This is a genomic window from Nocardioides sp. (assembly GCF_041913365.1).
In the GTDB taxonomy this organism is placed as follows: domain Bacteria; phylum Actinomycetota; class Actinomycetes; order Propionibacteriales; family Nocardioidaceae; genus Nocardioides.
The window spans coordinates 798,144-824,345 of sequence record NZ_JAYSFM010000001.1 but is presented as its reverse complement, the minus strand read 5'-3'; the positions used below and the strand labels follow the sequence as shown (position 1 = coordinate 824,345).

27 protein-coding genes and 3 tRNA genes are annotated in these 26,202 nt (G+C 71.0%); 9 read left to right on the top strand and 21 right to left on the bottom strand.

Annotated features, from left to right (window positions below; translation table 11 throughout):
* Positions 1-23: 23 nt before the first annotated feature.
* From betA to ACE3QY_RS04115, 3 genes are all read right to left on the bottom strand, one after another.
* The gene (gene betA / locus ACE3QY_RS04125; RefSeq protein ID WP_374454727.1) at positions 24-1,736 is read right to left on the bottom strand and encodes a choline dehydrogenase; all 1,713 of its coding nucleotides are present in this window, start codon (positions 1,734-1,736) and stop codon (positions 24-26) included.
* A complete protein-coding gene (locus ACE3QY_RS04120; protein ID WP_374454726.1) occupies positions 1,733-3,211 on the bottom strand; it encodes an aldehyde dehydrogenase family protein in 1,479 nt (492 codons plus the stop codon). The genes betA and ACE3QY_RS04120 overlap by 4 nt, the downstream gene beginning before the upstream one ends.
* Positions 3,212-3,303: 92 nt before the next feature.
* The gene (locus tag ACE3QY_RS04115) at positions 3,304-4,077 is read right to left on the bottom strand and encodes an IclR family transcriptional regulator (RefSeq protein WP_374454725.1); all 774 of its coding nucleotides are present in this window, start codon (positions 4,075-4,077) and stop codon (positions 3,304-3,306) included.
* Between the two features lie 85 nt (positions 4,078-4,162).
* Between ACE3QY_RS04115 and purU the strand changes: the two genes are divergently transcribed.
* Together purU and ACE3QY_RS04105 are read left to right on the top strand one after the other, a co-directional pair.
* A complete protein-coding gene (purU, locus tag ACE3QY_RS04110; RefSeq protein WP_374454724.1) occupies positions 4,163-5,011 on the top strand; it encodes a formyltetrahydrofolate deformylase in 849 nt (282 codons plus the stop codon).
* A 37-nt stretch (positions 5,012-5,048) separates the two neighbouring features.
* Positions 5,049-6,728, top strand: coding sequence for a formate--tetrahydrofolate ligase (locus ACE3QY_RS04105; RefSeq protein WP_374454723.1), 1,680 nt, complete (start codon positions 5,049-5,051; stop codon positions 6,726-6,728).
* Between the two features lie 113 nt (positions 6,729-6,841).
* Here ACE3QY_RS04105 and ACE3QY_RS04100 read toward each other — a convergent pair whose 3' ends face one another.
* Positions 6,842-8,281: a trimethylamine methyltransferase family protein gene (locus tag ACE3QY_RS04100; protein ID WP_374454722.1), complete on the bottom strand. Its 1,440-nt coding sequence runs from the start codon at positions 8,279-8,281 to the stop codon at positions 6,842-6,844.
* Between the two features lie 139 nt (positions 8,282-8,420).
* Here ACE3QY_RS04100 and ACE3QY_RS04095 point away from each other — a divergent pair, with 139 nt between their 5' ends.
* From ACE3QY_RS04095 to ACE3QY_RS04075, 5 genes are read left to right on the top strand one after another with little or no spacing between them, the layout of a single operon-like run.
* A complete protein-coding gene (locus ACE3QY_RS04095; protein ID WP_374454721.1) occupies positions 8,421-9,224 on the top strand; it encodes an IclR family transcriptional regulator in 804 nt (267 codons plus the stop codon).
* Positions 9,221-9,886 carry a corrinoid protein gene (locus tag ACE3QY_RS04090; RefSeq protein WP_374454720.1) on the top strand — a complete coding sequence of 222 codons (666 nt, stop codon included), beginning with the start codon at positions 9,221-9,223 and terminating at the stop codon, positions 9,884-9,886. The genes ACE3QY_RS04095 and ACE3QY_RS04090 overlap by 4 nt, the downstream gene beginning before the upstream one ends.
* Complete coding sequence (locus ACE3QY_RS04085; protein WP_374454719.1) at positions 9,883-10,761, top strand: dihydropteroate synthase; 879 nt, start codon at positions 9,883-9,885, stop codon at positions 10,759-10,761. Before ACE3QY_RS04090 ends, ACE3QY_RS04085 begins: the two co-directional genes overlap by 4 nt.
* A 4-nt stretch (positions 10,762-10,765) precedes the next feature.
* Entirely contained in the window at positions 10,766-12,757 is a 1,992-nt protein-coding gene (locus ACE3QY_RS04080; protein ID WP_374454718.1) for an ASKHA domain-containing protein, read from the top strand.
* Complete coding sequence (locus tag ACE3QY_RS04075; RefSeq protein ID WP_374454717.1) at positions 12,687-13,346, top strand: DUF1638 domain-containing protein; 660 nt, start codon at positions 12,687-12,689, stop codon at positions 13,344-13,346. The genes ACE3QY_RS04080 and ACE3QY_RS04075 overlap by 71 nt, the downstream gene beginning before the upstream one ends.
* Here ACE3QY_RS04075 and ACE3QY_RS04070 read toward each other — a convergent pair.
* The 3 genes from ACE3QY_RS04070 to rplJ form a co-directional block, all read right to left on the bottom strand.
* The gene (locus tag ACE3QY_RS04070; RefSeq protein ID WP_374454716.1) at positions 13,343-14,185 is read right to left on the bottom strand and encodes a methylenetetrahydrofolate reductase; all 843 of its coding nucleotides are present in this window, start codon (positions 14,183-14,185) and stop codon (positions 13,343-13,345) included. The genes ACE3QY_RS04075 and ACE3QY_RS04070 overlap by 4 nt on opposite strands.
* 155 nt (positions 14,186-14,340) lie before the next feature.
* A complete protein-coding gene (gene rplL / locus ACE3QY_RS04065) occupies positions 14,341-14,736 on the bottom strand; it encodes a 50S ribosomal protein L7/L12 (protein WP_374454715.1) in 396 nt (131 codons plus the stop codon).
* 79 nt (positions 14,737-14,815) lie between these two features.
* Positions 14,816-15,472 (bottom strand): 50S ribosomal protein L10, encoded by a 657-nt coding sequence (rplJ, locus tag ACE3QY_RS04060; protein WP_374454714.1) that lies wholly within the window; start codon positions 15,470-15,472, stop codon positions 14,816-14,818.
* A 289-nt stretch (positions 15,473-15,761) separates the two neighbouring features.
* On the opposite strand from rplJ, the gene ACE3QY_RS04055 reads away from it, so the two are divergent.
* Positions 15,762-16,751 (top strand): DnaB-like helicase C-terminal domain-containing protein, encoded by a 990-nt coding sequence (locus ACE3QY_RS04055; protein ID WP_374454713.1) that lies wholly within the window; start codon positions 15,762-15,764, stop codon positions 16,749-16,751.
* A 36-nt stretch (positions 16,752-16,787) separates the two neighbouring features.
* On the opposite strand, the gene ACE3QY_RS04050 is transcribed toward ACE3QY_RS04055, so the two are convergent.
* The 6 genes from ACE3QY_RS04050 to ACE3QY_RS04025 all read right to left on the bottom strand — a co-directional run bounded on the left by ACE3QY_RS04050 (position 16,788) and on the right by ACE3QY_RS04025 (position 20,379).
* The gene (locus ACE3QY_RS04050; protein ID WP_374454712.1) at positions 16,788-17,651 is read right to left on the bottom strand and encodes a hypothetical protein; all 864 of its coding nucleotides are present in this window, start codon (positions 17,649-17,651) and stop codon (positions 16,788-16,790) included.
* A gap of 160 nt (positions 17,652-17,811) precedes the next feature.
* Positions 17,812-18,534: a 50S ribosomal protein L1 gene (rplA, locus tag ACE3QY_RS04045; protein ID WP_374454711.1), complete on the bottom strand. Its 723-nt coding sequence runs from the start codon at positions 18,532-18,534 to the stop codon at positions 17,812-17,814.
* Positions 18,535-18,596: 62 nt separating this feature from the next.
* The gene (gene rplK / locus ACE3QY_RS04040) at positions 18,597-19,025 is read right to left on the bottom strand and encodes a 50S ribosomal protein L11 (protein ID WP_374454710.1); all 429 of its coding nucleotides are present in this window, start codon (positions 19,023-19,025) and stop codon (positions 18,597-18,599) included.
* A 101-nt stretch (positions 19,026-19,126) separates the two neighbouring features.
* Positions 19,127-19,954, bottom strand: a complete 828-nt coding sequence (gene nusG, locus ACE3QY_RS04035; protein WP_374454709.1) for a transcription termination/antitermination protein NusG — start codon at positions 19,952-19,954, stop codon at positions 19,127-19,129.
* A gap of 50 nt (positions 19,955-20,004) precedes the next feature.
* A complete protein-coding gene (secE, locus tag ACE3QY_RS04030) occupies positions 20,005-20,262 on the bottom strand; it encodes a preprotein translocase subunit SecE (protein ID WP_311287739.1) in 258 nt (85 codons plus the stop codon).
* 44 nt (positions 20,263-20,306) lie between these two features.
* Positions 20,307-20,379 (bottom strand) — tRNA-Trp (locus ACE3QY_RS04025).
* Positions 20,380-20,508: 129 nt separating this feature from the next.
* On the opposite strand from ACE3QY_RS04025, the gene ACE3QY_RS04020 reads away from it, so the two are divergent.
* Positions 20,509-21,549: an adenosine deaminase gene (locus ACE3QY_RS04020; RefSeq protein WP_374454708.1), complete on the top strand. Its 1,041-nt coding sequence runs from the start codon at positions 20,509-20,511 to the stop codon at positions 21,547-21,549.
* Positions 21,550-21,551: 2 nt separating this feature from the next.
* On the opposite strand, the gene ACE3QY_RS04015 is transcribed toward ACE3QY_RS04020, so the two are convergent.
* The 8 genes from ACE3QY_RS04015 to ACE3QY_RS03980 all read right to left on the bottom strand — a co-directional run bounded on the left by ACE3QY_RS04015 (position 21,552) and on the right by ACE3QY_RS03980 (position 26,081).
* Entirely contained in the window at positions 21,552-22,604 is a 1,053-nt protein-coding gene (locus ACE3QY_RS04015; protein WP_374454707.1) for a UDP-N-acetylmuramate dehydrogenase, read from the bottom strand.
* Positions 22,597-22,998, bottom strand: coding sequence for a MaoC/PaaZ C-terminal domain-containing protein (locus tag ACE3QY_RS04010; RefSeq protein WP_374454706.1), 402 nt, complete (start codon positions 22,996-22,998; stop codon positions 22,597-22,599). Before ACE3QY_RS04010 ends, ACE3QY_RS04015 begins: the two co-directional genes overlap by 8 nt.
* Positions 22,995-23,402: a MaoC family dehydratase N-terminal domain-containing protein gene (locus ACE3QY_RS04005; RefSeq protein ID WP_374454705.1), complete on the bottom strand. Its 408-nt coding sequence runs from the start codon at positions 23,400-23,402 to the stop codon at positions 22,995-22,997. The genes ACE3QY_RS04010 and ACE3QY_RS04005 overlap by 4 nt, the downstream gene beginning before the upstream one ends.
* Positions 23,403-23,476: 74 nt before the next feature.
* A complete protein-coding gene (gene rpmG, locus ACE3QY_RS04000) occupies positions 23,477-23,647 on the bottom strand; it encodes a 50S ribosomal protein L33 (RefSeq protein WP_135837170.1) in 171 nt (56 codons plus the stop codon).
* 39 nt (positions 23,648-23,686) lie between these two features.
* Positions 23,687-23,763, bottom strand: a tRNA-Met gene (locus ACE3QY_RS03995).
* A gap of 37 nt (positions 23,764-23,800) precedes the next feature.
* Positions 23,801-23,873 (bottom strand) — tRNA-Thr (locus ACE3QY_RS03990).
* Positions 23,874-23,944: 71 nt separating this feature from the next.
* On the bottom strand, positions 23,945-25,351 hold the full coding sequence (locus ACE3QY_RS03985) for an amidase (RefSeq protein WP_374454704.1): 1,407 nt from the start codon (positions 25,349-25,351) through the stop codon (positions 23,945-23,947).
* A gap of 145 nt (positions 25,352-25,496) precedes the next feature.
* Positions 25,497-26,081: a DNA-3-methyladenine glycosylase I gene (locus ACE3QY_RS03980; RefSeq protein WP_374454703.1), complete on the bottom strand. Its 585-nt coding sequence runs from the start codon at positions 26,079-26,081 to the stop codon at positions 25,497-25,499.
* Positions 26,082-26,202 lie beyond the last annotated feature (121 nt).

Sequence of the window (26,202 nt, the reverse complement as noted above, 5' to 3'; positions counted from 1 at the left end):
GATGGCCTCCGTGGTCGGGCTGGTCAGGACGCGTTCCGGGGATCTCCAGGCGGGTAGAGCGGACTGTCGTCGCGGTGCTGGTAGTAGGGGACGTCGGCGGCCGCGAGCGGGGTGTGGCCCAGGATCAGGTCGGCAGCCTTCTCGGCGACCATCATCACGGGGGCGTAGATGTTGCCGTTCGTGACGTAGGGGAAGACGCTGGCGTCGACCACGCGCAGGCCCTCGGTGCCGTGGACCATCATGCTCGCAGGGTCGACCACCGACATCTCGTCGGTGCCCATCTTCGCGGTGCACGACGGGTGCAGCGCGGTCTCGGCGTCCTTGCGGACCCAGTCGAGGATCTCCTCGTCGGTGTCCACCGAGGGGCCGGGCGAGAGCTCGCCGCCGTTGAACGGGGCGAACGCCGGCTGGTTCAGGATGTCGCGGGCCACCCGCACCGCCTCGACCCACTCGCGCTTGTCGTTGACCGTGGAGAGGTAGTTGAACAGCATCTTCGGCTTCTGCCGCGGGTCGGCCGACGCGATCCGCACCCACCCGCGGGTGTCGGCGTACATCGGGCCGATGTGCACCTGGTAGCCGTGGGCGTACTTGTCCTGGCCGGGCGCGGGCGAGCCGTCGTAGCGGATCGCGATCGGCAGGAAGTGGAACATCAGGTTGGGCCAGTCGACGTCCTCGTTGGACCGGCAGAAGCCGCCGCCCTCGAAGTGGTTGGACGCCGCGGTCCCGGTGCGCTTCAGCAGCCACTCCAGCCCGACGAGCGGGCGGTTGCGCCACTTGAGGCCCTCGACGATCGAGACCGGCTGGAGCGAGGCGTACTGGATGTAGACCTCGAGGTGGTCCTGGAGGTTCTCTCCCACCCCGGGCAGGTCGTGGACCATCTCCACGCCGAGTGGCCGCAGGTGCTCGGGGTTGCCGATGCCCGAGAGCTGGAGCAGCTGCGGCGAGTTGATCGCACCCCCACAGAGGATCACCTCGCCCGCAGCCACCGACTCGTGCCGTCGCCCCGCGCGCAGGTAGTCCACGCCGACCGCCCGCTTCCCCTCGAAGCGGACCTTCGTGGCGTGCGCGAAGGTCTCGACCGTGAGGTTCCTGCGGCCCATCACCGGGTGGAGGTAGGCGCGCGCGGCCGACATCCGCACACCCTTGACGATGTTGCGGTCGAAGCGGCCGAAGCCCTCCTGGCGATAGCCGTTGACGTCGTCGGTCAGTGGGTAGCCGGCCTGCTGCGCGGCCTCGAAGAAGGCGCTGAAGAGCGGGTTGGTGGCCGGGCTCCGCTCGAGCTTCAGCGGCCCGGACCCACCGCGCCAGGCGTCGGCACCGACCATGCCGTCGGGGAGGATGAGCGACTCCATCCGCTTGAAGTACGGCAGGCAGTGGCGGTAGTCCCACGCCTCCATCCCGGGGTCGGCGGCCCACCGTTCGTAGTCCATCGGGTTGCCCCGCTGGAAGATCATGCCGTTGATCGACGACGACCCGCCGAGCACCTTCCCGCGGGCGTGGTAGACCCGCCTGCCGCCCATCGCCGGCTCCGGCTCGGACTCGTACTTCCAGTCGTAGAGCGGGTTGCCGATCGGGAACGGCAACGCTGCCGGGGCGTGGATCAGGGGGTCGAACCGGTCGGTGCGTCCTGCCTCCAGCACCAGGACGCTGGTGCCCGGGTCGGCCGAGAGCCGGTTGGCCAGCGCCGAGCCCGCGGAGCCGCCGCCCACGATCACGTAGTCGTAGGACCTGCTCACGCCCGGTCGCCCCCGAACCACTGCTGCACGGCCGGCCGGATGTTGTGCCAGACGTGCTTGGTCTCGCGGTACTCCTCCAGACCGGCGAGGCCGAGCTCGCGCCCGGTGCCGGACTGCTTGTAGCCGCCCCACTCCGCCTGGGGCACGTAGGGGTGGTAGTCGTTGATCCAGACGGTGCCCATCCGCAGCCGGGCGGCCACGCGCTGCGCGCGGCCGGCGTCCTGGGTCCACACCGCGCCGGCGAGCCCGTAGATGCTGTCGTTGGCGATCGTGACGGCCTCGTCCTCGCCGGTGAACGTCTCGACGGTCAGCACGGGCCCGAAGGACTCGTCCTGGGTCACCGACATCGACGAGGTGCACCCGTCGAGGACCGTCGGGAGGTAGTAGAAGCCGTCCGCCAGAGCCGGGTCGTCGGGCCGGGACCCGCCGCACCGCAGCACCGCGCCCTCGGCGAGCCCGCGGGCGACGTACGCCTCCACCTTGTCGCGGTGGGCGGAGCTGGTCAGCGGGCCGGTCTCGGCGTCGTCGTCGAACGGGCCACCGAGCCGGATCTGCCGCGCCCGCTCGACGAGCGCGTCGACGAAGCGGTCGTGCACCGCCTCCTCCACCAGCAGCCGCGCACCCGCGGAGCAGACCTGGCCCGAGTGCAGGAAGACCGCGGTCAGCGCGTAGTCGAGGGCGACCTCGAGGTCGGCGTCGGCGAAGACGATGTTGGGGTTCTTGCCGCCGAGCTCCAGGGCGACCTTCTTGACGGTCGCCGCCGCGGCCTCGGCGATCCGGCGCCCGGTCTCGAGCCCTCCGGTGAACGACACCATGTCGACGCGAGGATCGGTGGAGAGCGGGGCGCCGGCGGTGGCGCCCGCCCCGAGGACGAGGTTGCCGACCCCTGCGGGGAGCCCCGCCTCCTCGAGCAGGCGCATCAGGTGGATCGCCGAGTGCGGCGTGAGCTCGCTCGGCTTGAGGACGAAGGTGTTGCCCGCGGCCAGGCACGGCGCGACCTTCCACGACACCTGGAGCAGCGGGTAGTTCCACGGCGTGACCAGCCCGCACACCCCGATCGGCTCGTGGACGATGCGGCTGACCACGTCGGGGTTCCCGGTGTCGACGACCCGTCCCGACTCCTCCGCGGCGATGCGGCCGTAGTGCCGGAACACCGCGACGACGTCGGCGACGTCGTACTGGCCCTCGACGAAGCGCTTGCCGGTGTCGAGGGACTCCATCCGAGCGACCGCGTCGGTGTCGCGCTCGAGCAGGTCGGCCAGGCGCAGGAGCAGGTCGCCCCTCTCCCGGCTCGAGGTCTGGGGCCACGGCCCGGTGTGGAACGCGGCGTGCGCGGCCGCGATGGCAGCCTCCGTGTCGGCGGCCCCGCCCTCGTCGACCTCGGCGACGAGGGTGCCGTCGGCCGGGCAGCGGATCTCGCGACGCTCACCTGTGCGGGCTGGGACCCAGCCACCGTCGATGTACAAGTCGGGCACGCGTGCCTCCCTCTCCTCCAGCCGAACAATGGTGCGAGCCCGGGACGACCGTCAAGGCTGCCGGCGGCTCGGGCGGACCCGCAGGCGGGTGGTCAGCGATGCCCCCAGCCGAGCCGGTGGGACACCTCCGCGGCCGCCGCCACCGTGAGCGCGACGACGTGGTCCAGGCGCTCGGCGCCGAGCCGGAAGGTCGGCCCCGACACGCTCATCGACGCCACCACGTCGCCGTGGGCGTTGCGGACCGGCGCGGCGACCGCCGTGAGGCCGACCTCGAGCTCGTCGACCGCCAGCGCGTGACCCTGGTCGCGCACGCGGGCGAGCTCCTCGCGCAGCTTCGCGCGGCGGGTGATGGTGTGCTCGGTGTAGGTCGAGAGCGTGCCGAGCGCGGCGTCGACCTCGTGGTCGTCCAGACCACTCAGCAGCACCTTGCCGTTGCTGGTCGCGTGCAGCGGGATGTGCTGGCCGACCCAGTTGTGCGGCTGGAGCGCCGAGGAGCCCGCCACCTGGTCGAGGTAGAGCGCGGAGCCGTCGGAGAGCACCGCGACGTTGACCGTCTCGCCGGTGTCGGCGGCGAGCTGGCGGCAGATCGGACGCGCCTCCTGGACGAGGTCGAGGCGGGCCGTCGTGGCGCCGGCCAGGCGCAGCACGCCCACGCCGAGCCGGTAGCGGCCGCGGTCGCCGGTCTGCTCCACCAGCCGGTGCGCCTCGAGGGTGGCCACCAGCCGGAAGGCGGTGCTCTTGTGCACGCCGAGCTCGGCGGCGATCTCGGTGACCCCGCCCTCGCCGGTGCGCGCCAGGACCTCCAGGATGCTGAGCGCCCGGTCGACGGACTGGACCCCGGCGCCGGCCTCGGCAGGGTTGCGCATGGCGCGACACTAGCGCACAACGTGTTGCGTATCGCAGACTGCGTTTCGTCAAGCGCAACAACCGCGACGTACAGAAGGAACACCGTTGGGAGACTTCGTCCTCATCCTCTCGTGTCCCGACCGGCCGGGCATCGTGCACGCCGTCTCGGGATTCCTCGTCGAGCACGGCGGCAACATCGTAGAGAGCCAGCAGTTCGGGGACCCGCTCACCGACCGCTTCTTCATGCGTATCGGCTTCACGACCGGCGACGGCCACGACGCCGGCTCGCTGCACGCCGACTTCGACGCGGTCGCCCAGCGCTTCGGGATGGACTACGAGCTGTGGTCGGCACAGGCGCCCTACCGCACGCTGCTGATGGTCTCCAAGCACCTGCACTGCCTCAACGACCTGCTCTTCCGCGCGAGCACCGGCGCGCTGCAGGTCGAGGTCCCGGTCGTGGTCTCCAACCACCGCGACGCCGAGCCGCTGGTCCGCTCCTACGGCATCGACTTCCTGCACCTCCCGGTCACGCCGGACACCAAGGCCGAGGCGGAGAAGCGGCTGCTGGAGGTCGTCGAGGAGACGGGCGCCCACCTCGTCGTCCTCGCGCGCTACATGCAGGTGCTGTCCGACGACCTGTGCCGCCAGCTCTCGGGCCGCGCGATCAACATCCACCACTCGTTCCTGCCGAGCTTCAAGGGCGCCCGCCCCTACCACCAGGCGTTCGACCGGGGCGTGAAGCTCGTCGGCGCGACCGCCCACTACGTGACTGCCGACCTCGACGAGGGCCCGATCATCGAGCAGGACGTGATCCGGGTCGACCACACCTACGACCAGGACCAGCTCGTCGCGGCCGGGCGCGACGTCGAGGCCCAGGTGCTCTCGCGGGCGGTGCGCTGGCACACGCAGTCGCGGGTGCTGCTCAACGGAGAACGGACCGTCGTCTTCCGATAGGCGGCGCACCACACGGCCACGAGGAGAGGGACCGACCATGCTGTCCGACATCGAGATCGCCAACGCGGCCGTGCTGCGCCCCATCCGCGAGATCGCGGAACAGACGCTCGGCATCCCCGAGGAGAGCCTGGTCCCTTACGGCCACTACAAGGCCAAGGTCGACCTCGGCTACGTCGCCTCGCTGGCGGACCGGCCGCTCGGACGGCTGGTGCTGGTGACGGCGCTCTCGCCGACCCCGCCGGGCGAGGGCAAGACCACCACGACCGTCGGGCTGACCGACGCCCTCCACGGCCTGGGCCACCGCACGGTCGCCTGCTTGCGCGAGCCCTCGATGGGACCGGTGTTCGGCATGAAGGGTGGCGCCGCCGGCGGCGGCTACAGCCAGGTCGTCCCGATGACCGACATCAACCTGCACTTCACCGGGGACTTCGCGGCCATCGCCGCGGCGAACAACCTGCTCGCCGCGCTGATCGACAACCACGTCCACCACGGCAACGAGCTCGACCTCGACGTCCGCAGCGTCACGTGGAAGCGGGTGCTCGACATGAACGACCGCGCCCTGCGCGAGGTGACCGTCGCCCTCGGCGGGCACGCCAACGGCTTCCCGCGCGAGGACGGCTTCGACATCGTCGTGGCCTCGGAGCTGATGGCGATCTTCTGCCTCACCGAGTCGTGGGGCGACCTCAAGCGCAGGATCGGCGACATCGTCGTCGGCTACACCCGCGCGATGGCGCCGGTGACCGCGCGCGAGCTCGGCGCGGACGGCGCCATGGCCGCCCTGCTGCGCGACGCGCTGGCGCCCAACCTCGTCCAGACGATCGAGGGCGCCCCGGCGTTCGTGCACGGCGGCCCCTTCGCCAACATCGCGCACGGCTGCAGCTCGGTCATGGCCACCCGCGCCGGCCTGAGGCTCGCGGACATCGTGGTCACCGAGGCCGGCTTCGGCGCCGACCTGGGTGCCGAGAAGTTCGTCGACATCAAGTGCCGCAAGTCCGGCCTGCGCCCCGACGCGGCCGTGGTCGTGGCGACGGTCCGCGCCCTCAAGTACCACGGCGGCGTCGCCCTGGCCGACCTCGGCACCGAGGACCTCGGCGCCGTCGAGGCCGGGATGGTGAACCTCCGGCGGCACCTCGACAACATCCGCGACGTCTACGGCATCCCCTGCGTGGTCGCGGTCAACCGCTTCCCCACCGACACCGACGTCGAGGTCGCCCAGGTCGTCGAGCTCGTCGGCGCCGAGGGCGTGCGCGCCTTCCCAGCCACCCACTTCGCAGACGGAGGGACCGGTGCCCAGGACCTGGCCAAGGGTGTGCTCGCCGCCCTCGACGAGCCGTCGCCGTACGAGTTCTCCTTCACCTACGACGACGACCTGTCTCTGACGGAGAAGGTCGAGGCCATCGCGACCCGGCTCTACGGCGCGGGGCTGGTGACGTGGGACGCCAAGGCCCGCCGGCGGCTGCTGCGCGTCGAGAAGGACGGCTACGGCGGGCTGCCCGTGTGCGTGGCCAAGACGCAGTACTCGTTCTCCACCGACCCGACCAGCCTCGGCGCCCCGTCGGGCCACGAGCTCCACGTCCGCGAGGTCCGGCTCTCCGCCGGCGCCGGGTTCGTCGTGGTCGTGTGCGGCGACATGATGACCATGCCCGGCCTCCCCCGCGACCCCTCCGCCGGCCGGATCGACCTCCTCGACGACGGCACCATCCTCGGCCTCAGCTGACCGGGCACTTCCTCCCCGTCACAGCCATCGACCGGGCACTTCCTCCCCGTCACACCCGCCGCTCTGGGGATGAAGTGCCCGGTCACCGCACCAGACGGGGACGAACCGCCCGGTCAGTCGCCGAGCTCGGCGCGGCGCCGGGTGACGTACTCCTCGAGCTCCTGGCGGATCGCGTCGTCGAGCGGCGGGGCCTCGAAGTCCTCGAGCTTCTTCTTGTAGATCTCGCCGGCGCGGGTGGCGGTGTCCTTGGCGCCGTTGCGCATCCAGCGCTCGTAGTTGTCGCTGGAGTTGAGGAAGGGTCGGTAGAAGCAGGTCCGGAACCGCTCCATCGTGTGCATCGCGCCGAGGAAGTGCCCGCCGTGGCCGACCTCCTGGTGGGCGTCGAAGGCCAGCGAGGCCTCGTCGATCTCCATCGGGGTGAACTCGTGCTGGAGCATCTCGACGAGCTGGGCGTCGATCACGAACTTCTCGAAGCCCGCGACCAGGCCGCCCTCGAGCCAGCCGGCGGAGTGCATCACCCAGTTGGCGCCGGCGAGGAAGGTCGGCATGAGGGTCATCAGGGCCTCGTAGCCCGCCTGCGCGTCGGGCACCTGCGAGGAGGTCAGGCCGCCGCCGGTGCGGAACGGCAGGTTGAAGTGGCGAGCGATCTGCCCGGTGCAGAGCAGGCCGATGCCGGACTCCGGCGTGCCGAAGGTCGGCGAGCCCGACTGCATGTCGATGTTGGTGAGGAACGAGCCGAAGACGACCGGCGCCCCGGGGCGGATCAGCTGCGAGAGCGCGATGCCCGACAGCGCCTCGGTGATCTGCTGGACGAGGGCGGCCGGGATCGTCACCGGCGACATCGCGCCCATCATGATGAAAGGCGTGAGGACGACCGGCTGGTTGGCGGCCGTGTACTCGAACTGCGCCTCCAGCATCCGGTCGTCCCAGCGCAGCGGGCTGTTGCAGTTGATCAGGGAGATCAGCGCCGGGGTCTCCTCGATGGCCTCGCGCGAGCCGAAGAGGATCTCGGTCATCCGGATCGTGTCGGCGGCGTTGACCCCCGACACCACGTTGCCCATGTAGATCTTGTCGGTCAGCGTCTGCAGCGCGTAGGTCATGTCGAGGTGCCGGCTGTCGAGAGGCGTGTCGTTGGGCTCCGTGACGACGCCACCGGCGGAGTCGAGCACGGAGAAGCTCTGCGCCAGCCGGGCGAAGTCGCGGAAGTCGTTCATGGTGCCGTCGCGGCGCACGTCGCCCTCGCGGACGAAGGGCGGCCCGTAGACCGCCCCGAAGGCCATCGAGTCGCCGCCGATGTGCACGTTGTTCTCCGGGTTGCGGGCCTGGAGGTCGAACTCCGCCGGCGCCTTGGCGACCTGCTCGAGCACGAAGTCGGGGTCGAGGAAGACCGCGTTGCCCTCGACCTTCTGGCCGGCCTTGCGGAACAGGTCGAGGGCGCGCTCGTCCATGAACTCCACGCCGATCTCGGACATCAGCCGGCGCCACCCCTTGTCCAGGGTGGCCATGGCGTCCTCGGACAGCACCTCGTAGCGCGGCATCGTGTTGCGGAACACGGGTCCTCCTGTGTCGGGGTCTCGGCTTCAGCCGTCGACGCTTGACCGTGGCGTCCCGTGGCTTCTAGCCTCATGATGTGGAACCACGGTTCCACATCATGGAACTCCTTGGGAACCCCCTCGGCGGACGGAGCACGACGTGGGCGACGCAGCCACCGGCACGCGTGCGCTCGACCGCGCCGCGGACCTGGTCGCCACGGTCGTCCACGCCGACGAGCCGATGACCTTCGCCGACCTCCAGGACGCGAGCGGGCTGGCGAAGTCGACGACCTCGCGGATGCTCACCGCGCTCGAGCGCACCGGGCTCCTCGAGCGTGACGCGGCGGGCTCCTACGTCGCCGGTCGGCTCTTCTGGCTGTACGCCGCCCGCCACGACCCGTGGGACGAGCTGGTCCGCCTGGCCCGTCCCGCGATGGACGCCATCGGCGAGGCCACCGGGGAGACCGTCCACCTGAGCGTCACCCGCGGCGAGCGCGTCGTCCAGGTCGCGCAGGTCGACTCCCGCTACCTCCTCGGCACCCGCGACTGGACCGAGATCGAGGTCCCCGCCCACTGCTCCGCGCTCGGCAAGGTCTTCTACGCCTGGCACGCCCTCGAGATCCCCGCCGGCGAGCTCGAGCAACCCACGCCCCAGACGCTCGTCGACGCCGCCGCCCTCCAGCGCGACGGCGTACGCACGCGCGAGCGCGGCTGGGCGGTCACCGCCGACGAGCTCGAGATCGGGCTCACCGGTGTCGCCGTGCCGGTGCACGGCCCGCGCGGCGACCTCGTCGCGGCGCTCGGGATCTCGGGTCCCACCCCACGCCTGGAGGGCCGGCTAGACGACCTCGGCCGCAGCCTCCTGGACCACGCCACCGCGCTCTCGGCCCTGCTGCGCGGACCGGCACCCCACACGCCCCGAGAACCCCGAGACATCGCCCGAGCCCAGGAGGTGGTCGCATGACACCCGAGGAGATCCTGCAAGCCCTCTACGACGAGACGCTCGTGGGCAACGCCCCCCGTGTGCTCGAGCTGACCGAGGAGGGGCTGTCGAGCTCGATGGAGCCGCAGACGCTGCTCTTCGACGCCCTCATCCCCTCGCTCGAGGAGGTCGGCGCACGCTTCGAGCGCGGCGACTTCTTCGTGCCCGAGATGCTGATCGCCGGTCGCGCGATGGCCGGTGCGATGGAGCGGCTGCGCCCGCTGCTCGCCGAGACCGGCGTGCAGACCATCGGCAAGTTCCTGATGGGCACGGTCAAGGGCGACGTCCACGACATCGGCAAGAACCTCGTCAACATCATGCTCGAGGGCGCCGGCTTCGAGGTGATCGACCTCGGCGTCCAGGTCGCGCCGGAGAAGTTCGTCGCCGCCATCGACGAGCACCAGCCCGACATCGTCGGCTTCTCGGCGTTCCTCACCACCACGATGCCGATGTTCAAGGCCAACATGAACGCCCTCGAGAAGGCCGGCATCCGCGACAGCGTGATCGTCATGGTGGGCGGCGCGCCCGTCACCCAGGAGTACGCCGACGCGGTCGGCGCCGACGGCTACGCGGCCGACGCGTCGCAGACCGTCAAGCGCGCCAAGAGCCTGCTCGAGGAGAAGCGCGCGAGGGTCCCGGCATGACTGCCGCTCCCCTCAGCACCGTCCTGCGCTCGGCGACCAAGGAGGTGGTGATCGGCCACGAGCACCGCTTCTGCCTCATCGGCGAGCGGATCAACCCGACCGGCCGCCGGATCTTCCAGGAGCAGCTGCGCGAGGGCGACTTCTCCGCGATCGAGCGCGACGTGAAGGCCCAGGTCGAGGGGGGCGCCGACGTTCTCGACGTCAACATGGGGGTGCCGCTCACCGACGAGCCCGAGCTGCTCGCCACCGCGATCAAGATGGTCCAGGGGCTCACCGACCTGCCGATCTGCATCGACTCCTCGGTCGTCGAGGCGCTGGAGGCGGGACTCGCGGTCTACCAGGGCCGCGCCCTGGTCAACTCGGTCACCGCCGAGGACGACCGGCTGGCGCTGATCCTGCCGCTGGTGAAGAAGTACGACGCCGCGATCATCGCGCTGCCCAACGACCACGACGAGATCCCGATGGAGGCCGACAAGCGCGTCGAGCTGACCCGCAAGATCGTCCGGGTCGCCACCGAGGAGTACGGCATCGCCCAGGCCGACATCGTCATCGACCCGCTCGCCATGCCGATCGGTGCCGACACCACCACCTCCCTGGTGACCTTCGAGGTGATGCGGCGCATCCGCGACGAGTTCGGGGTCAACATGACCTGCGGCGCTTCCAACGTCAGCTTCGGCATGCCGGGCCGCCACACGCTCAACGCCACGTGGCTGCCGATGGCGATGACCTCGGGGCTGACCAGCGCGATCATGGACGCCCGCACCCCCGAGGTCGTCGAGTCGGTCAAGGCCGCCGACGTCTTCCTCGGCCACGACGACTGGGGCATGGCGTGGATCTCGGCGCACCGCGCCAAGCAGGCGGCGGCCCAGGCGTGACCGGATGACAAAGCCGCCCGACGGCCCGGACTTCTCGCTCGCGGACATCGCCCGCGAGGGCCTCATCGAGAGGCCCGGGGCCGAGCCCGCCGCGCACGACGGCACCGGTCGCGTCGATCTCGCGTTCACCGTGGCCGGACGTGCCGAGGACGGCGCCGAGCTGCCGCCGACGCAGCGCGACGTACGCGTCCCACCCGGCGTCACGGTCTTCGACGCCGCGTCGTGGAACGGCATCGCCATCGACTCCACCTGCGGCGGCCACGGCACCTGCCACAAGTGCAAGGTGCGCGTGACGTCGTCCGTCGAGCTCCCGGTCACCCGCCACGACGCGCGCACCTTCACGCCCGGCCAGCTCGCGGAGGGCTGGCGGCTCGGCTGCCTGGTGCAGGCGACCCGCGACCTCGCGGTCGAGGTGCCGCCGCTCACCACGCGACCCAAGGCAGCGACCGTCGGGATCGGGCGGCAGGTCATCCTCCGGCCCGCGGTCCAGAAGCGCTACGTCGAGCTGGAGGAGCCCACGCTCGCCGACCAGCGCACCGACCTGGCCCGACTCGGCGACGCGATCGACGACCTCGAGCTCACCGCCGACGTGCACGCGCTGCGACGGCTCGGCACCGTGCTCCGGCAGTCCGACTTCAAGGTCACCGCCGTCGTGGTCGACGAGGACCTCGTCGACATCGAGCCCGGCGACACGACCGCGACCCGCTACGCCATCGCGTTCGACCTCGGCACCACCACGGTGGTCGGCACCCTCCTCGACGTCGGCACCGGCACCCCGGTCGCGGTCGCGTCGACCCTCAACCGCCAGCAGCCGTTCGGCGGCGACGTCATCACCCGCATCAGCGCGACGATGATGGACGACCAGGCACTGGACCGCCTCCGGGACGCCGCGGGCGCGACCCTCGCCGAGCTCGCCACCCGGGTCTGCCGCGAGGCGGGCGTCGACCCGGCCCACGTCTACGAGGTCGCGGTCGCGGGCAACGCCACGATGACCTCCCTCGTGCTCGGCCTCGACCCCGAGCCGCTCGGGGTGGCCCCTTTCGTCATGCCCGTCGCCCAGCCGCCCACCGTGCTCGCCGCCGACATCGGCCTCGCCCTGCACCCGCGCGCCCGCGCGTTCTTCTTCCCCGCGCTCGGTGCCTACGTCGGCGGTGACATCGTCGCCGGCATGCTCGCCACCGGCATGGACCGCGACAAGCGGGTGCGGCTGTTCATCGACGTCGGCACCAACTGCGAGATCGTGCTGAGCGACGGCGACCGGATCGTGTCGACAGCGGCGCCGGCTGGCCCGGCGTTCGAGGGCGGCGCCATCCGCTGCGGCATGCGGGCCGCCGACGGTGCGATCGAGGTGATCAAGGTCGACCCGCAGGCACCGGCCGACGAGCCGGCCGTGACCCTCGGCGTGATCGGCGACGTCGAGCCCAAGGGACTCTGCGGCTCCGGTCTGGTCGACGCGGTCTCCGAGCTGGTGCGGGTCGGCCTGCTCGACGACACCGGCCGGCTGGTGCCCGACGAGGCCGCCAAGGAGATCGCGCCCGCGCTGGCCGACCGGCTGGCCCGGGTCGGCGAGGAGCGGGTCTTCGTCCTGCACCGCCCCACGCCCGAGGCCGAGCCCGCCGAGTGCGTCTACCTCTCCCAGCGCGACGTGCGGGAGCTGCAGTTCGCCAAGGCGGCGATCTCGACCGGCTGGTCGCTGCTGCTGCAGGAGCTCGGCCTCGAGCACCGCGACGTGCAGCAGGTCCTGCTCGCCGGCTCGTTCGGCAGCTACCTCTCCCCCGCCTCCGCCGTCCGGATCGGGCTGGTGCCGAAGCTGCCCGTGCTCCGCATCGTCGCCGCCGGCAACGTCGCGGGCGAGGGGGCGAAGATGGCGCTGCTGTCGGTCCGCGAGCGGGCCGGCGCCTCGGCGCTGCTGGAGGAGGTGACCTATGTCGAGCTCTCCGACCGCCCCGACTTCAACGACGCGTTCGTCGAGCAGCTCGCCTTCGGGCAGTCCTGAGCAGGGCGACCGGGTCGCCCTGATCGCGTGCGGCGCCCTCGCCCAGCCCGCGGCCGGCATCGTCCAGCGTCGCGGGTGGCCGGTCGACGTGCACCCGCTCCCGCCGCTCCTGCACAACCACCCCGAGCGGATCGCCGGCGAGGTGCGCACGCTCGCCGAGCGGCTGCGGGCGTCGTACTCCCGCGTCGTGGTGGGCTACGCCGACTGCGGCACCTACGGAGCCCTCGACACGGTCTGCGCCGACCTCGGGCTCGAGCGACTGCCCGGGCTGCACTGCTACGACCTGTACGCCGGCAGCGAGCGCCTCGAGCGGCTCTTCGACGAGCAGCCGGGCACCTACGTGCTGACCGACTTCCTGGCCCGCTCGTTCGCGCGCACGGTCCTCCAGGAGCTCGGGCTGGACCGCTACCCCGACCTGCGCGACACCTACTTCGGCCACTACTCGCGCGTGGTGTGGCTGGCCCAGCAGCCCGACGCGGAGCTGCGTGCCCTCGCTGAGCAGGCCGCGGCGAGCATCGGTCTGCCGCTGACCGTCGTCGAGACCGGCACCAGCGGCCTCGAGCGGGCCCTGGCCGACCTCGTCCACTAGGGCTGCAGCCGCTTCAGCATGCCGGTGCGCCAGGCCTCGGTCTCGGCGATCTGGTTGAACGTGAAGACGTGCAGCCCCTCGACCAGCGCGCCCTCGCCCAGCGCGGGGGCGCACTTCTCCAGGAAGCTCTCGCCGGTGAAGCCGCCCGGTGCGGCCAGCCGGGCGAACAGGCCCTTGTTCTTGGCGAGGAACCGCGTCGACTCCCCCACCCCGATCTTCGTGGCCATCCCGAGCAGCTTGGCCCGCTCGACCGGGCCGGGAAGCCCGAGCAGCAGCGGCATCGTGACGCCGCGCGCCCGCAGCCGCTGCACCCAGTCGCGCACCACGGCGGGGTCGAACGTCAGGTTGCTGACGATGTGGGTGGCGTAGCGGCGCTTGTCCCACATCGACTGCACGGTGAGGTCGTCGTGGATGGTCGGGTGCGACTCGGGGTAGCCGGTGATGCCGACGTGCGCGAACGGTGACCCCATCGCCGCGAGGTCCTCGAGCAGGCCGAGCGCGTCGAGGTAGTCGCCGGCCGGCTCCGCATCGCCGCCGGGCACGAAGACCCGGGTGATCCCCTTGCCGACGAGCCGGTCGACGATCTCCTCCAGCTCGCTCCGGCCGCTCACCATCCGCGCGGCGAGGTGCGGGACCACCGTGTAGCCGTGACCGTGCAGTCGCTCCGCCAGGTCGAAGGTGGCGTCGAGGCCCTTCGAGGGCGACGCGGTCACCGTGACGGTGCGGTCCCGTGCCACGTGGGCGAGCAGCTTGTCCTCGGTCGAGGCCGTGGGCAGCACCTCGTAGCGGGCGTTGCCCAACAGGCGGATGAGGGTAGCGGCCGTTCGCTTGTTGCGCATGGAGCAACTCGTTTCGTGATGCGCATCGAGATTGCTCACTCTAGTGCGTCGGAGCCCGGGACGACAGAGCCCGCGGCGACCCGGAAATGACACGAGGGGCGGCCACCTCACGGTGACCGCCCCTCGTGGGACGAGCTGGTGCGACTAGCGGATCGTCACTTGACGGTGACGGTGGCGCCGGCGGCCTCGAGGGCCTCCTTCGCCTTGTCCGCGGTCTCCTTGTTGGCGTTCTCGAGGATCGTCTTGGGGGCGGCCTCGACGAGGTCCTTGGCCTCCTTCAGACCGAGGGAGGTCAGGGCACGCACCTCCTTGATGACGTTGATCTTCTTGTCGCCAGCGGCCTCGAGGACGACCTCGAAGTCGTCCTTCTCCTCCGCGGCACCGGCGTCGCCACCGGCGGCGCCACCGGCGGCCGGGGCGGCGGCCACGGCGACGGGGGCGGCGGCGGTCACGCCGAAGGTGTCCTCGAACTGCTTGACGAACTCGGAGAGCTCGATCAGGGTCATCTCCTTGAACGCGTCAAGGAGCTCGTCGGTGCTGAGCTTCGCCATGGTGGCGGTTCCTTCCGTGTGTGGCGCGATCGCGGTGGTGCGTCGTGCCGGGTTTCAGGTGGTGTACGTCGGCCTGGTGTCAGGCGTCGGTGGACTCGGCGGCCGGCTCGGCAGCCTCGTCGGTCGCCTCGGTCTCCTCGGCCGCGGGGGCCTCGTCGACAGGGGCGTCCTCGGCAGCGGGAGCAGCCGGAGCACCGGCACCACCTGCGAGGATCGAGGGGTCCTGCTCGGCCTTGGCCTGGAGCGCACCCGCGAGGCGGGCGGCCTGGGCGATCGGCGCGTTGAGCAGGTAGACGGCCTGGGAGAGGCTCGCGAGCATCGCGCCCGCCAGCTTGCCCATCAGCACCTCGCGCGACTCGAGGTCGGCCAGCTTGGCCACCTCGGACGCGTCGAGCGGCTTGCCGTCGAGGACTCCACCCTTGATGACAAGGGCGGGGTTCGCCTTGGCAAAGTCACGCAGACCCTTGGCGGCCTCGACCACGTCTCCATTGATGAAGGCGATGGCGGTGGGGCCGGTCAGCAGGTCGTCGAAGCCTTCGATGCCGGCCTCGGAGGCGGCGATCTTGGCCAGCGTGTTCTTGACCACGGCGTAGTTGGCGTTCTCGCCGAGGGAGCGCCGCAGGTCCTGCAGCTGCTTCACGGTGAGCCCGCGGTACTCGGTCAGCACAGCGCCGGCGGAGTCGTTGAAGGACTCAACGATCTCTGCAACGGCGGCAGTCTTCTCTGGCCGCGCCATGGGTCTCCTTCCGGGGTTGACCACCGGCGTCCGGCCCACAGACGACGAACGCCCTGAGCACAGGCTCAGGGCGTGGATGCGGCGAGTGCCGCTGCTCTGTCACCTGCGCCGGCCGCCCGCTGCTGCGGACCTTCGGTCATGGGCGTGGAGCCCCTGACAACCTGCGGTCTCTGGTTTCGAGAAGGAACAGTACGCGCTCCGACTGGGACCGGCCAAATCGGGAGTGCGCACCCGGGCCAAACCCGGCATTCGCCTGCCGCGAAGGCTCATCACTGGTTCCATGGTGGGCGTGGATCACCAGCTCATGACCGTCGGGGCCTCACTGGCCCGCAGCGACGAACGCATGCTCACCGGGCGCAACGCGGCCGGGCGGGTCTGGAAGACCGGCTTCGCCGGGCTCGACCCGCTCATCGGCGGCGGCATGCGCGCCGGCTCGCTCCTCCTGCTCGCCGGCCCGCAGGGCCTGGGCAAGTCGACCTTCGCCCTCCAGATGGCGCGCAACAACGCCGCGACCGGACGCCCGGTCCTCTACTTCTCCTACGAGCACGATGCCGAGGACCTCACCCAGAAGCTCATCGCCATGGAGGCCGGCGAGCTCGACGAGTCCGACCAGGTGCGGGTCAACAGCATCCGGTCGATCTTCGACGACCTGTGGGTCAGCTCCCTCGAGCACCGGCTCGAGTCGGTGCCGTCGGGCATCGACGCGCTCAAGCGGGTCGAGCACTACTCCGAGCACCTCTTCGTGCACCGCTCCACGGGCACCCGCACCGACCTGGCCGCGATCCAGACGACCATCGACTCGGTCCGCCAGGCGACCGGAACGACCCCGCTGGTGGTCATCGACTACCTGCAGAAGGTCAAGTCGTCGCACACCGACGAGCAGCTCCGGTCGACCGAGATCGTTGAAGGGCTCAAGGACCTCGCGATCGACATCGCTGCCCCGGTGCTGGCCATCGCCGCCGCCGACAAGGACGCGCTGCGCAGCGGCAAGCGGATGCGGGCCAGCGACCTGCGCGGCTCCAGCGCACTGGCGTACGAGGCCGACGTGGTCATGGTGCTCAACAACAAGTACGACATCGTCGCGCGGCACCACCTGACGTACGACCTCACCAACGCGGAGCGCTTCAAGGACTTCGCCGTGCTGACGATCGAGAAGAACCGCTTCGGCCGCGACGGCGTGACCCTGCAGTTCCGCACCCGCTTCGACCAGGGCCGCTACGAGCCCGAGGGCTTCGAGGTCAAGGAGCAGCTGATCGACGAGCGGGTCTTCCGCGAGTGACCCGCCCGCCGGTCGCGGCGTGGGAGGGACCGGCGCTCAGGCGGCGCCGGGGAACATGTCCTCGGTGACCTGGTCGGCCGGGGGCGCCTCGATGTCGACGTCGGTGCCGAAGTCGGAGTAGGTGCCCTCACTGGTGGTCGAGGTCGGCTTGCCGCCGGCCACGGACGGCACGTCGAGCGACTGGGAGAACTTGCGCGGCAGGTTGTCGCCGTCGACCCACATCTCGGTCACCAGCTCCTCGGGGAGCATGTCGGCCATCGACGCCGGGAACTCCATCGCGTCGAGGTACTGCGACGGGTCCATGGTGACGCGGTAGTGGTTGGTCTCGACCCCGTCCACCTCCTCGGTCCCGAGGAGCTCGATCTTCTTCGGCGCCTCCATGGCCTTGAACATGACCTCCGGGTCGGTGGCCTTGCCGATCATGCCGAAGAGCGAGTTCGGGTCGCTGAGGTCGATCTTGAGCCACTTGTCACCGGTGCCGAGGTCGGGCGACTTCAGGTACATCGCCTGCCCGACCATGATCAACTCCATGGGCTGGGCGCCGGTGCTGGCCGCCTTCATCTCCACCCCGTCGTCGCCGAACCGGGCCTCGCCCTCCATCGTCTGCGACTGGCCGCCCGACTCCGACACGGTCTGGAAGGTGAACGTCTCGGCCTCGCGCATCGCCTCCATCACCGCGGGGTAGAAGCCGGCAGCGTCGAGCTCGGTCAGCGCGGCCTCCTCGGTCTCCTCCGCGTCGGCGGAGCTGTCGCTCGTCGCGGAGCCCGCCTCGGAATCGCTGTCGGAGGCGGAGCTCGCGTCGGACCCCGACGAGTCGCCGCTGCAGGCCGTGAGGCCGACACCGACGCTCAGGACCAGGGCGGCGGAGCCGAGTCGGCGGGCGAGGGACGTGACGCGCATGGAGTCTCCTGTGCGATTGCGGTGCGGCGGCTGGGCCCGCGGGCTGTGTGCGAGCCCTTCCTACCCGATGCTTCCACACCGAAACGACGCGCTCGGCGAAATGCAGGTCGGCCCGGCCACCCCCGCAGGGGATGACCGGGCCGACTCGGCGCGCGGAGGCTCAGGCCTGGACGGCCTCGTCCTCGGCGGCGACGTTCTTGACGCGGTTGGGGTCGACCTGGATGCCGGGGCCCATCGTCGTCGAGACGGTGATCTTCTTGATGTAGCGGCCCTTGGAGCTGGCCGGCTTGAGACGCAGCACCTCCTCGAGGGCGGCGGCGTAGTTCTCCGCGAGCTGGACCTCGGAGAAGGACGCCTTGCCGATGATGAAGTGCAGGTTGGCGTGACGGTCCACGCGGAACTCGATCTTGCCGCCCTTGATGTCGGAGACGGCCTTGGCGACGTCGGGCGTCACGGTGCCGGTCTTCGGGTTCGGCATGAGAGAGCGGGGGCCGAGGACGCGACCGAGACGACCGACCTTGCCCATCATGTCGGGGGTGGCCACGACGGCGTCGAAGTCGAGCCAGCCGCCGGCGACCTTCTCGATCAGCTCGTCGCCACCGACGAACTCGGCGCCGGCCTCACGGGCAGCCTCGGCCTTGTCGGCGTTGGCGAACACGAGGACACGGGCGGTCTTGCCGGTGCCGTGCGGGAGGTTGACGGTGCCGCGGACCATCTGGTCGGCCTTGCGCGGGTCGACACCCAGGCGCATGACGACGTCGACGGTCTCGTCGAACTTCTTCTTGGAGCCACCCTTGGCGATCTTGATGGCGGCCAGCGGGGCGTAGAGCTCGTCCTTGTCGAACGTCTCGGCGGCCGCGCGGTAGGTCTTGCTGCGCTGCATTGTCTTCTCGTTTCTGTGGTGCGAAGGATGTGGTTAGCGAGCCAGCGCGGCTCTCCCACGGATCAGTCGGTCGTGACGCCCATCGAGCGCGCAGTGCCCTCGACGATCTTCATGGCCGCTTCGATGTCGTTGGCGTTGAGGTCGGGGAGCTTGGTCGTCGCGATCTCGCGGACCTGGTCCTTGGTCAGCTTGCCGACCTTGTCCTTGTGCGGCACGCCCGAGCCCTTGGAGAGGCCGGCGGCCTTCTTGATCAGCTCGGCGGCCGGCGGGGTCTTGGTGATGAAGTCGAAGGAGCGGTCTTCGTAGATGGTGATCTCGACGGGGATCACGTTGCCGCGCATGGACTCGGTCTGGGCGTTGTACGCCTTGCAGAAGTCCATGATGTTGACGCCGTGCGGGCCGAGCGCCGTACCGACCGGCGGGGCCGGGGTGGCCGAACCGGCCTGCAGCTGCACCTTGACGAGCGCGGCGATCTTCTTCTTGGGAGGCATTGCCTTCTCTTTCTCTCTTGTGGTCACGACGAGGACGGACGCCCTCTGCCACGGGTTGTTGCTACTTCATTGTCAGGCCGCCGAGCGGCCCGACGAAATCGTCAGACCTTCTGAATCTGGCTGAACGACAGCTCGACCGGGGTCTCCCGGCCGAAGATCTCGACCAGCGCCTTGACGCGCTGGGACTCGGCGTTGATCTCGGTGATCGTCGCGTGGAGGGTGGCGAACGGGCCGTCGACCACCATGACGGAGTCGGAGACCTCGAAGTCGGCGACCTCGACGGGCTTGCGCGGCGTGGTGGCGGAGCCCTTCTCACCGGACGCGGCGGCCTCGGCCTCGGCGACGGCCACGACGGCCGGGGCGAGCATGTCCTCGACCTCGCTCATGCTCAGCGGCACCGGCTGGTGGCTGTGGCCGACGAAGCCGGTGACCGACGGCGTGTGGCGCACGGCGGACCAGGACTCGTCGGTGAGGTCCATGCGGACCAGGACGTAGCCGGGCAGGACGGTGCGCGTGACCATCTTGCGCTGGCCGTTCTTGATCTCCGCGACCTCCTCGGTGGGGACCACGATCTCGTGGATGTAGTCCTCCATGTTGAGGGAGATGATGCGGTTCTCGAGGTTGTGCTTGACCCGCTTCTCCATGCCGGAGTAGGTGTGCACCACGAACCAGTCGCCCGGCTTGGCCCACAGCTCGCGGCGGAAGGCCTCGAGCGGGTCGTTCTCCTCGGCAGGCTCGTCGGCCTCGTCGGCGTCGTCCTCGTCGGACACTTCAGCGGCGTTCTCGTCAGCCTCGTCGGTGACCTCAGCGGCGTCCTCGACGGCGTCGTCGGCGCTCTCGTCGACGGTCAGGTCGGCGTCCTCGGGGGTCGCCTCGTCGACGGACTCGACCTGGTCCTCGACCTGGTCCACGTCATTGCTTTCCGACACGTCTCACTCCGTACTCGTTGCTGGGGGGCGGGGATCCACTGCCCCGGATGTCACTGGGTGTTGCTACCGGTGAAGATCTCGAAGACCAGCTTTCCGAAAGCCAGGTCGAGCACCGACACCAGAGCCATCACCACGGTGACGAAGACCAGCACCACGAAGAAGTAGGTGATCAGCTGCTGCTGGGTGGGCCACACCACCTTGCGGAGCTCGGCCACCACCTGGCGCAGGAACGTGACGGGGCTGGTGCGCCCACGGTCGTCGCCGCGCGAGTCGCGCCGCGCGTCCTGAACCGCGTTGCCGTCGGCCACGTTTCTTCACCTTCTCGTCCGGGTTGCTGTGCAGTGTTTCCTCGCAGGGCACGAGGGACTTGAACCCCCAACCTTCGGTTTTGGAGACCGATGCTCTGCCAGTTGAGCTAGTGCCCTCCGGTGGTCTCCGCCCGCCACTGCGGGCATGCCGAAGCATCTGGCGAAACCACCAATCGGGAAGCATACGGGGCCGATCCAGCCGAGTCGAACCGAGGGATCCCACCGGCTCCCACCTACGATGCCCGCATGGGGACTCCGGCCGTCGGCGGCGACCACCGGCGCGAGGTGTCGCAGCTGCCGAAGGCCCACCTCCACCTCCACTTCACCGGTTCGATGCGGCACGGCACGCTGCTCGAGCTGGCCGAGCGCGACGGCATCGTGCTGCCCGACTCGCTCGTCGAGGACTGGCCGCCGCGGCTCAGCGCGGCGGACGAGAAGGGCTGGTTCCGCTTCCAGCGGCTCTACGACGTGGCGCGCTCGGTGCTGCGCACGCCCGACGACGTACGCCGCCTGGTGCTCGAGGCCGCCGAGGACGACGTGCGCGACGGCGGTCGGTGGCTGGAGATCCAGGTCGACCCGAGCGGCTACGCGGCTCGCTTCGGGGGCATCACGGCGTTCACCGACCTCGTCCTGGACTGCGTGCGCGACGCCTCGGAGCGCACCGGGCTCGGCATGGCCGTGGTGATCGCGGCCAACCGCACCCGGCACCCCCTCGACGCCCGCACGCTCGCGCGGCTCGCGGGCCAGTACGCCGGCCGGGGCGTCGTCGGGTTCGGGCTGTCCAACGACGAGCGCCGCGGGCGCACGGAGGAGTTCGAGGGCGCCTTCCGGATCGCCGAGCGGGCCGGGCTGCTGCTGGTCCCGCACGGAGGCGAGCTGCTCGGCCCCGACCACATCCGCACCTGCCTCGACCGGCTGGGCGCACAACGCCTCGGTCACGGCGTCCGCAGCGCCGAGGACCCCGACCTGCTCGACCGCATCGTGCAGGCGGGGGTAGCGCTCGAGGTGTGCCCGGTGTCCAACGTGGCGCTGGGCGTCTACTCCGACCTCACGTCGGTGCCGCTCCCCGACCTGCTCGCCGCCGGCGCGACGGTCGCGCTGGGCGCCGACGACCCCCTGCTGTTCGGCTCGCGCCTCGCCGGGCAGTACGCCACGATGCGCGCCGCGCACGACCTCGACGACGTCACCCTCGCCCGGCTGGCGACGATGTCGTTCGAGGCGTCCCAGGCGCCGGCGGAGGTGCTCGACACCGCCCGCCGCGACATCGCCGCCTGGCTGGCAGGCTGACCTCAGAGGGTGCAGCCGACGGTGACCGGCTCGTTGACCAGCCGGACGCCGTACGCCGCCTCGACGCCGTCTCGGATCTCCCGGGCGAGCGTCAGCAGCTCCTCGGTCGTCGCACCGCCGCGGTTGGTGAGCGCGAGCGTGTGCTTGGTGGACAGGGCGACCCGCTCCCCCGCCGCGGCGCTGGTGTAGCCCTTCCCGAAGCCGGAGTGCTCGATCAGCCAGGCCGCGCTCGACTTCACGGTGCCGTCGGGCTGCGTCCACCGGGGCGCGTCGTCGGGCAGCGCGTCCGCCTGCTCGGGGGTGAGGAACGGGTTGGTGAAGAACGAGCCGGCCGACCAGGTGTCGTGGTCGTCCGCGTCGAGGACCATGCCCTTGCCGCGACGCAGCCCGAGGACCGCCTCGCGGACGTCGGCCAGCGGGGCGCGCCCACCCTCCGCGACGCCGAGCGTGCGGGCCAGCTCGGCGTACGCGATCGGCGCCCCGAGGACGCCCTGGCGGAGCTGGAAGGTGACGTCGAGGACGACGTGGCGGCCGGGGTCGGCCTTGAAGCGGCTGGTGCGGTAGCCGAACTGGCACTCGGCCGCGGCGAAGGTGCGTACGCCGTGCAGGACCCGGTCCCACACCCGGACCCGGGCGAGGGTCTGGGAGACGTCCTGGCCGTAGGCGCCGACGTTCTGGATCGGGGTCGCCCCGACCGAGCCGGGGATGCCGGACAGCGCCTCGACCCCGATCCAGCCGCGCTCGACGGCCTCTGCGACGAAGACGTCCCACGACTCCCCCGCGGCGACCGTGACGGTCGCCCCGGAGCACGACGGGTCACCCGAGCGGTCCACGTCGGCGGAGATCCCCCGGGTGGCCACCTCGACGACCGTGCCCGCGAAGCCCTCGTCGGCGACGACGAGGTTGGAGCCGCCGCCCAGGACCAGCACCGGCTCGCCGGCCCGGTCGGCCCCGTCGACGGCCGCGACGAGCTCGTCCTCCGTGGTGGCGCGGACCCACTGCCGGGCGGCACCGCCGAGACGCAGCGAGGTGTGCCGGCTGAGCAGCTCAGCCACGCACGACCGCCTTCGGCATGCCCAGGACCTTCTGCCCCTCGCAGGTCACCTCGAGCACGAGCGTCACGAGGCCGTCGACGACGGACTTCACGGTGCCACCGACGACGACCTCCGCACCACCCTCGGCAGGTACGACGACGGGACTGGTGAACTTCGCCCCGAGGTCGACGACCTCGGCGCCGTCGGTCCACTCCGCGACGGCGCGGCCGACCAGGGCGAGGGTGTACATGCCGTGCGCGATCACACCGGGGAGGCCGACGCTGCGGGCGACCTCCTCGTCCTGGTGGATCGGGTTCTGGTCGCCGCTGGCGTCGGCGTAGGCCACGAGGTCGGCGCGGGTGACGGTGAAGGTCCGGGGCTCGAGGACGTCTCCGCCCTGCAACGTGGTGGTCATGCAGCACCTCCCGCGGAGTGGACGAGGGTCGCCTTGCCCGTGCAGACCACGGCGCCGGAGGCGTCGGTGATCTCGCTGCTCGTGGCGATGATGTCGGCGGCACCGATCTGCCGCAGCCCGGTGACGGTGAGCGTGGCGCTCAGCTCGTCGCCGACGGCCAGCGGGCGGACGTAGGCGAAGCGCTGCTCGCCGTGCACGATCCGGTGCAGGTCGATCTGCTCGGCGTCGAGGAACGCCTGCATCGCGTCGAAGGCGAGCACGATCGGGAACGTCGGCGGGACCGACTCGAGGGGGTCGCCGGGGTGACCGACGGCGGCGGCGAAGGCGCCGACGCGCTCGGGCGTGACGGTCAGCGGTGCCGGGGCGGGGAACTCACGCCCCACCAGGGAGGGGTCGACGGGCATGTCACGACCCTAGCCGGAAAAGCACGACGACCCGTCCGAGGACTCGGACGGGTCGGGCGTGATGGAGAAGAGCGTCAGCGGGTCTCGCGGTGCGCGGTGTGCGTGCGGCAGCGCGGGCAGAACTTCTTCAGCTCGATCCGGTCGGGATCGTTGCGACGGTTCTTCTTGGTGATGTAGTTGCGCTCCTTGCACTCCGTGCACGCGAGCGTGATCTTGGGGCGAACGTCAGAGCTCTTGCTGGCCATGAGGAGATCCTTGGGTTTGCGGGTGGTGCGGAGACTTGGTGGTAGCGGGGGCGGGACTCGAACCCGCGACACCACGATTATGAGCCGTGTGCTCTAACCACCTGAGCTACCCCGCCGCGGAGGACGGACGCCCCCGGAGGAGGTCCGACCCAGAGCCCCTTTACGGAATCGAACCGTAGACCTTCTCCTTACCATGGAGACGCTCTGCCGACTGAGCTAAAGGGGCAACGACGGAGAACGATACACACGCCCCGCCACGATGAGAAATCGGCTCCGACCCGCCCTGCAGGGGGTCCTTCAGAGCTCCTGGATCCGGGGCCAGCCGACGGCTTCCTCGAGCTCGTAGGCCAGTCCCAGGAGCCGGGCCTCGCGCCCCGGTCCGGCGCCCAGCATCATGCCCTGCGGCAGGCCCGCAGCGGTGGTCGCGAGGGGCAGCGAGACGGCCGGCTCACCGGTCGCGTTCTGGAGCGGGGTGAAGGCCACCCAGTCCATCAGCCGGCCCATGATCTCGTCGTAGTCCTGGTCGGGTCGCAGGTGCCCGACGAGGGGGGTCTCGGTGGCGAGCGTCGGCGTCAGCGTGACGTCGTACTGGGCGCGGTGGCGGGCGGCCAGCTTCTGCGAGCCGCGCAGGACCGCGATCGACAGCGGCTGCTTGTGCAGGTTGCGGGCGGCGTGCTTCGCGAGGCCGAGGGTGAGGTTGTCGAGTTTCGTCGCGTCCCACGACGGGCCGAAGTCCTTCTTGCCGCGCCGCACGATGACCAGGGCGAGCATCGACCAGAACCGCACGAAGTGGTCGGGGAAGCTGGCCGGCACCGGGTTGTCGATCTCCTCGACGTGGTGGCCGAGCGACTCGAGGAGCGCCGCGGTCTTCAGCGTCAGCTCGTGGACCTCGGGGCTGCACTCGCGCCCGATGCCCTGGGTGACGACCGCGATCCGCAGCCGCGCCCGGCTGGGCCGGGTGATGTCCCCCACCGGCGCGAGGAGCGGGTTGCGCCAGACCTTCTCGGCCTCGCGGTAGAACGCGGCGGTGTCGCGCACGCTGCGCGTGAGCACGCCGTCGGAGACGATCCGCACCGGCATGTCCCGCATCATCCGGTCCTGGGCCAGCCGTCCGCGCGTCGGCTTGAGCCCGACCAGGCCGTTGACCGCGGCCGGGATCCGGATCGATCCGCCGCCGTCGTTGGCGTGCGCGATCGGCACCGCGCCGGCGGCCACCAGCGCGGCCGAGCCGGCGGACGAGGCGCCGGCGTAGTGGTCGGGGTTCCACGGCGACCGCACCGGGCCGAGGCGCACGTGGTCGGCCGCACCGGAGAAGCCGAACTCGGAGAGCTGGGTCTTGCCCAGCGGGATCAGGCCGGTCGCGAGGTACATCCGGGCGAAGTCGCCGTCGGCCTTCTGGGGAGCGGCGGTGAAGGCGTCGGCCCCGTGCCGGGTGGGCATCCCGGCGACGTCGACGTTGTCCTTGACGAACGTCGGCACCCCGGCGAACCAGCCACCCCGCGGATGGCGGGCCTCACCACGCGCGCGGTCGTAGGCGGCGTACGCCACGGCGCCGAGCGCGGCGTCGACCTGCTCGGTGCGGGCGATCGCCGCCTCGACCACCTCGGGCACCGACACGGCGCCGGAGCGCAGCGCCTCGACGAGTCCCGTCGCGTCGAGGTCCGTCAGGGCGTCGTCGGCGGAGAAGGCGTGCACGCGCGTCATGGACGGGCAGCCTACGGACTGCCCGGGCGCTGCGGCAGGGGTGAATTCGGTGGAGGTCGACGCAGGTCGCGGGGCAGCGTGGCCCACCTGACCGGGACGTCATGCGGATCGGGCAGACGCCTGCCCCGTCCGTATGACGTCCGGGTCACAGGTCGGCGCAGCCGCGGCGGTGGCACCCCTCGAGGTGGTCGTCGACGAGGCCGACGGCCTCCATGAGCGCGTACATCGTGGTCGGTCCGACGTGGGCGAACCCGGCCTTCTTGAGCGCCTTGGACATCGCGACCGACTCGGGCGAGGTGGTGGGCACGTCGGCGGTCGTGACGGGCGCCGGTCCGGGCTCGGGGCGGAAGGACCAGAGGAAGGCCTCGAGGCCGCCCCCGTCGCGCAGCGCGACCGTGGCGCGGGCGTTGGCGATGGCCGCCTCGACCTTGCGCCGGTTGCGCACGATGCCGGCGTCGGCCATCAGCCGCTCGACGTCGGACGGCCCGTAGGCGGCCACCACGTCGGCGTCGAAGTCCGCGAAGGCAGCCCGGAAGGCCGGGCGCTTGTTGAGGATCGTCAGCCACGACAGCCCGGACTGGAAGGCCTCCAGCGTCAGCCGCTCGAGGTGTGCCGCCTCACCCGAGACGCGCATCCCCCACTCGGTGTCGTGGTAGGCGAGGTTCACCGGGTCGCCGGCGCCCCACGGGCAGCGGGCGACGCCGTCGGGACCCACGACCGGACCGCTCATGCCCGACATCCTCGCCCACGTCGCGGGCTCCCGAGCACTCCCCCGTCGGGGTGGCGCAACCTGCGGCGTCACTACGTAACGTCGAAGTGTGAGCCGCGTCACGCGGACCCACTGGGGAGGG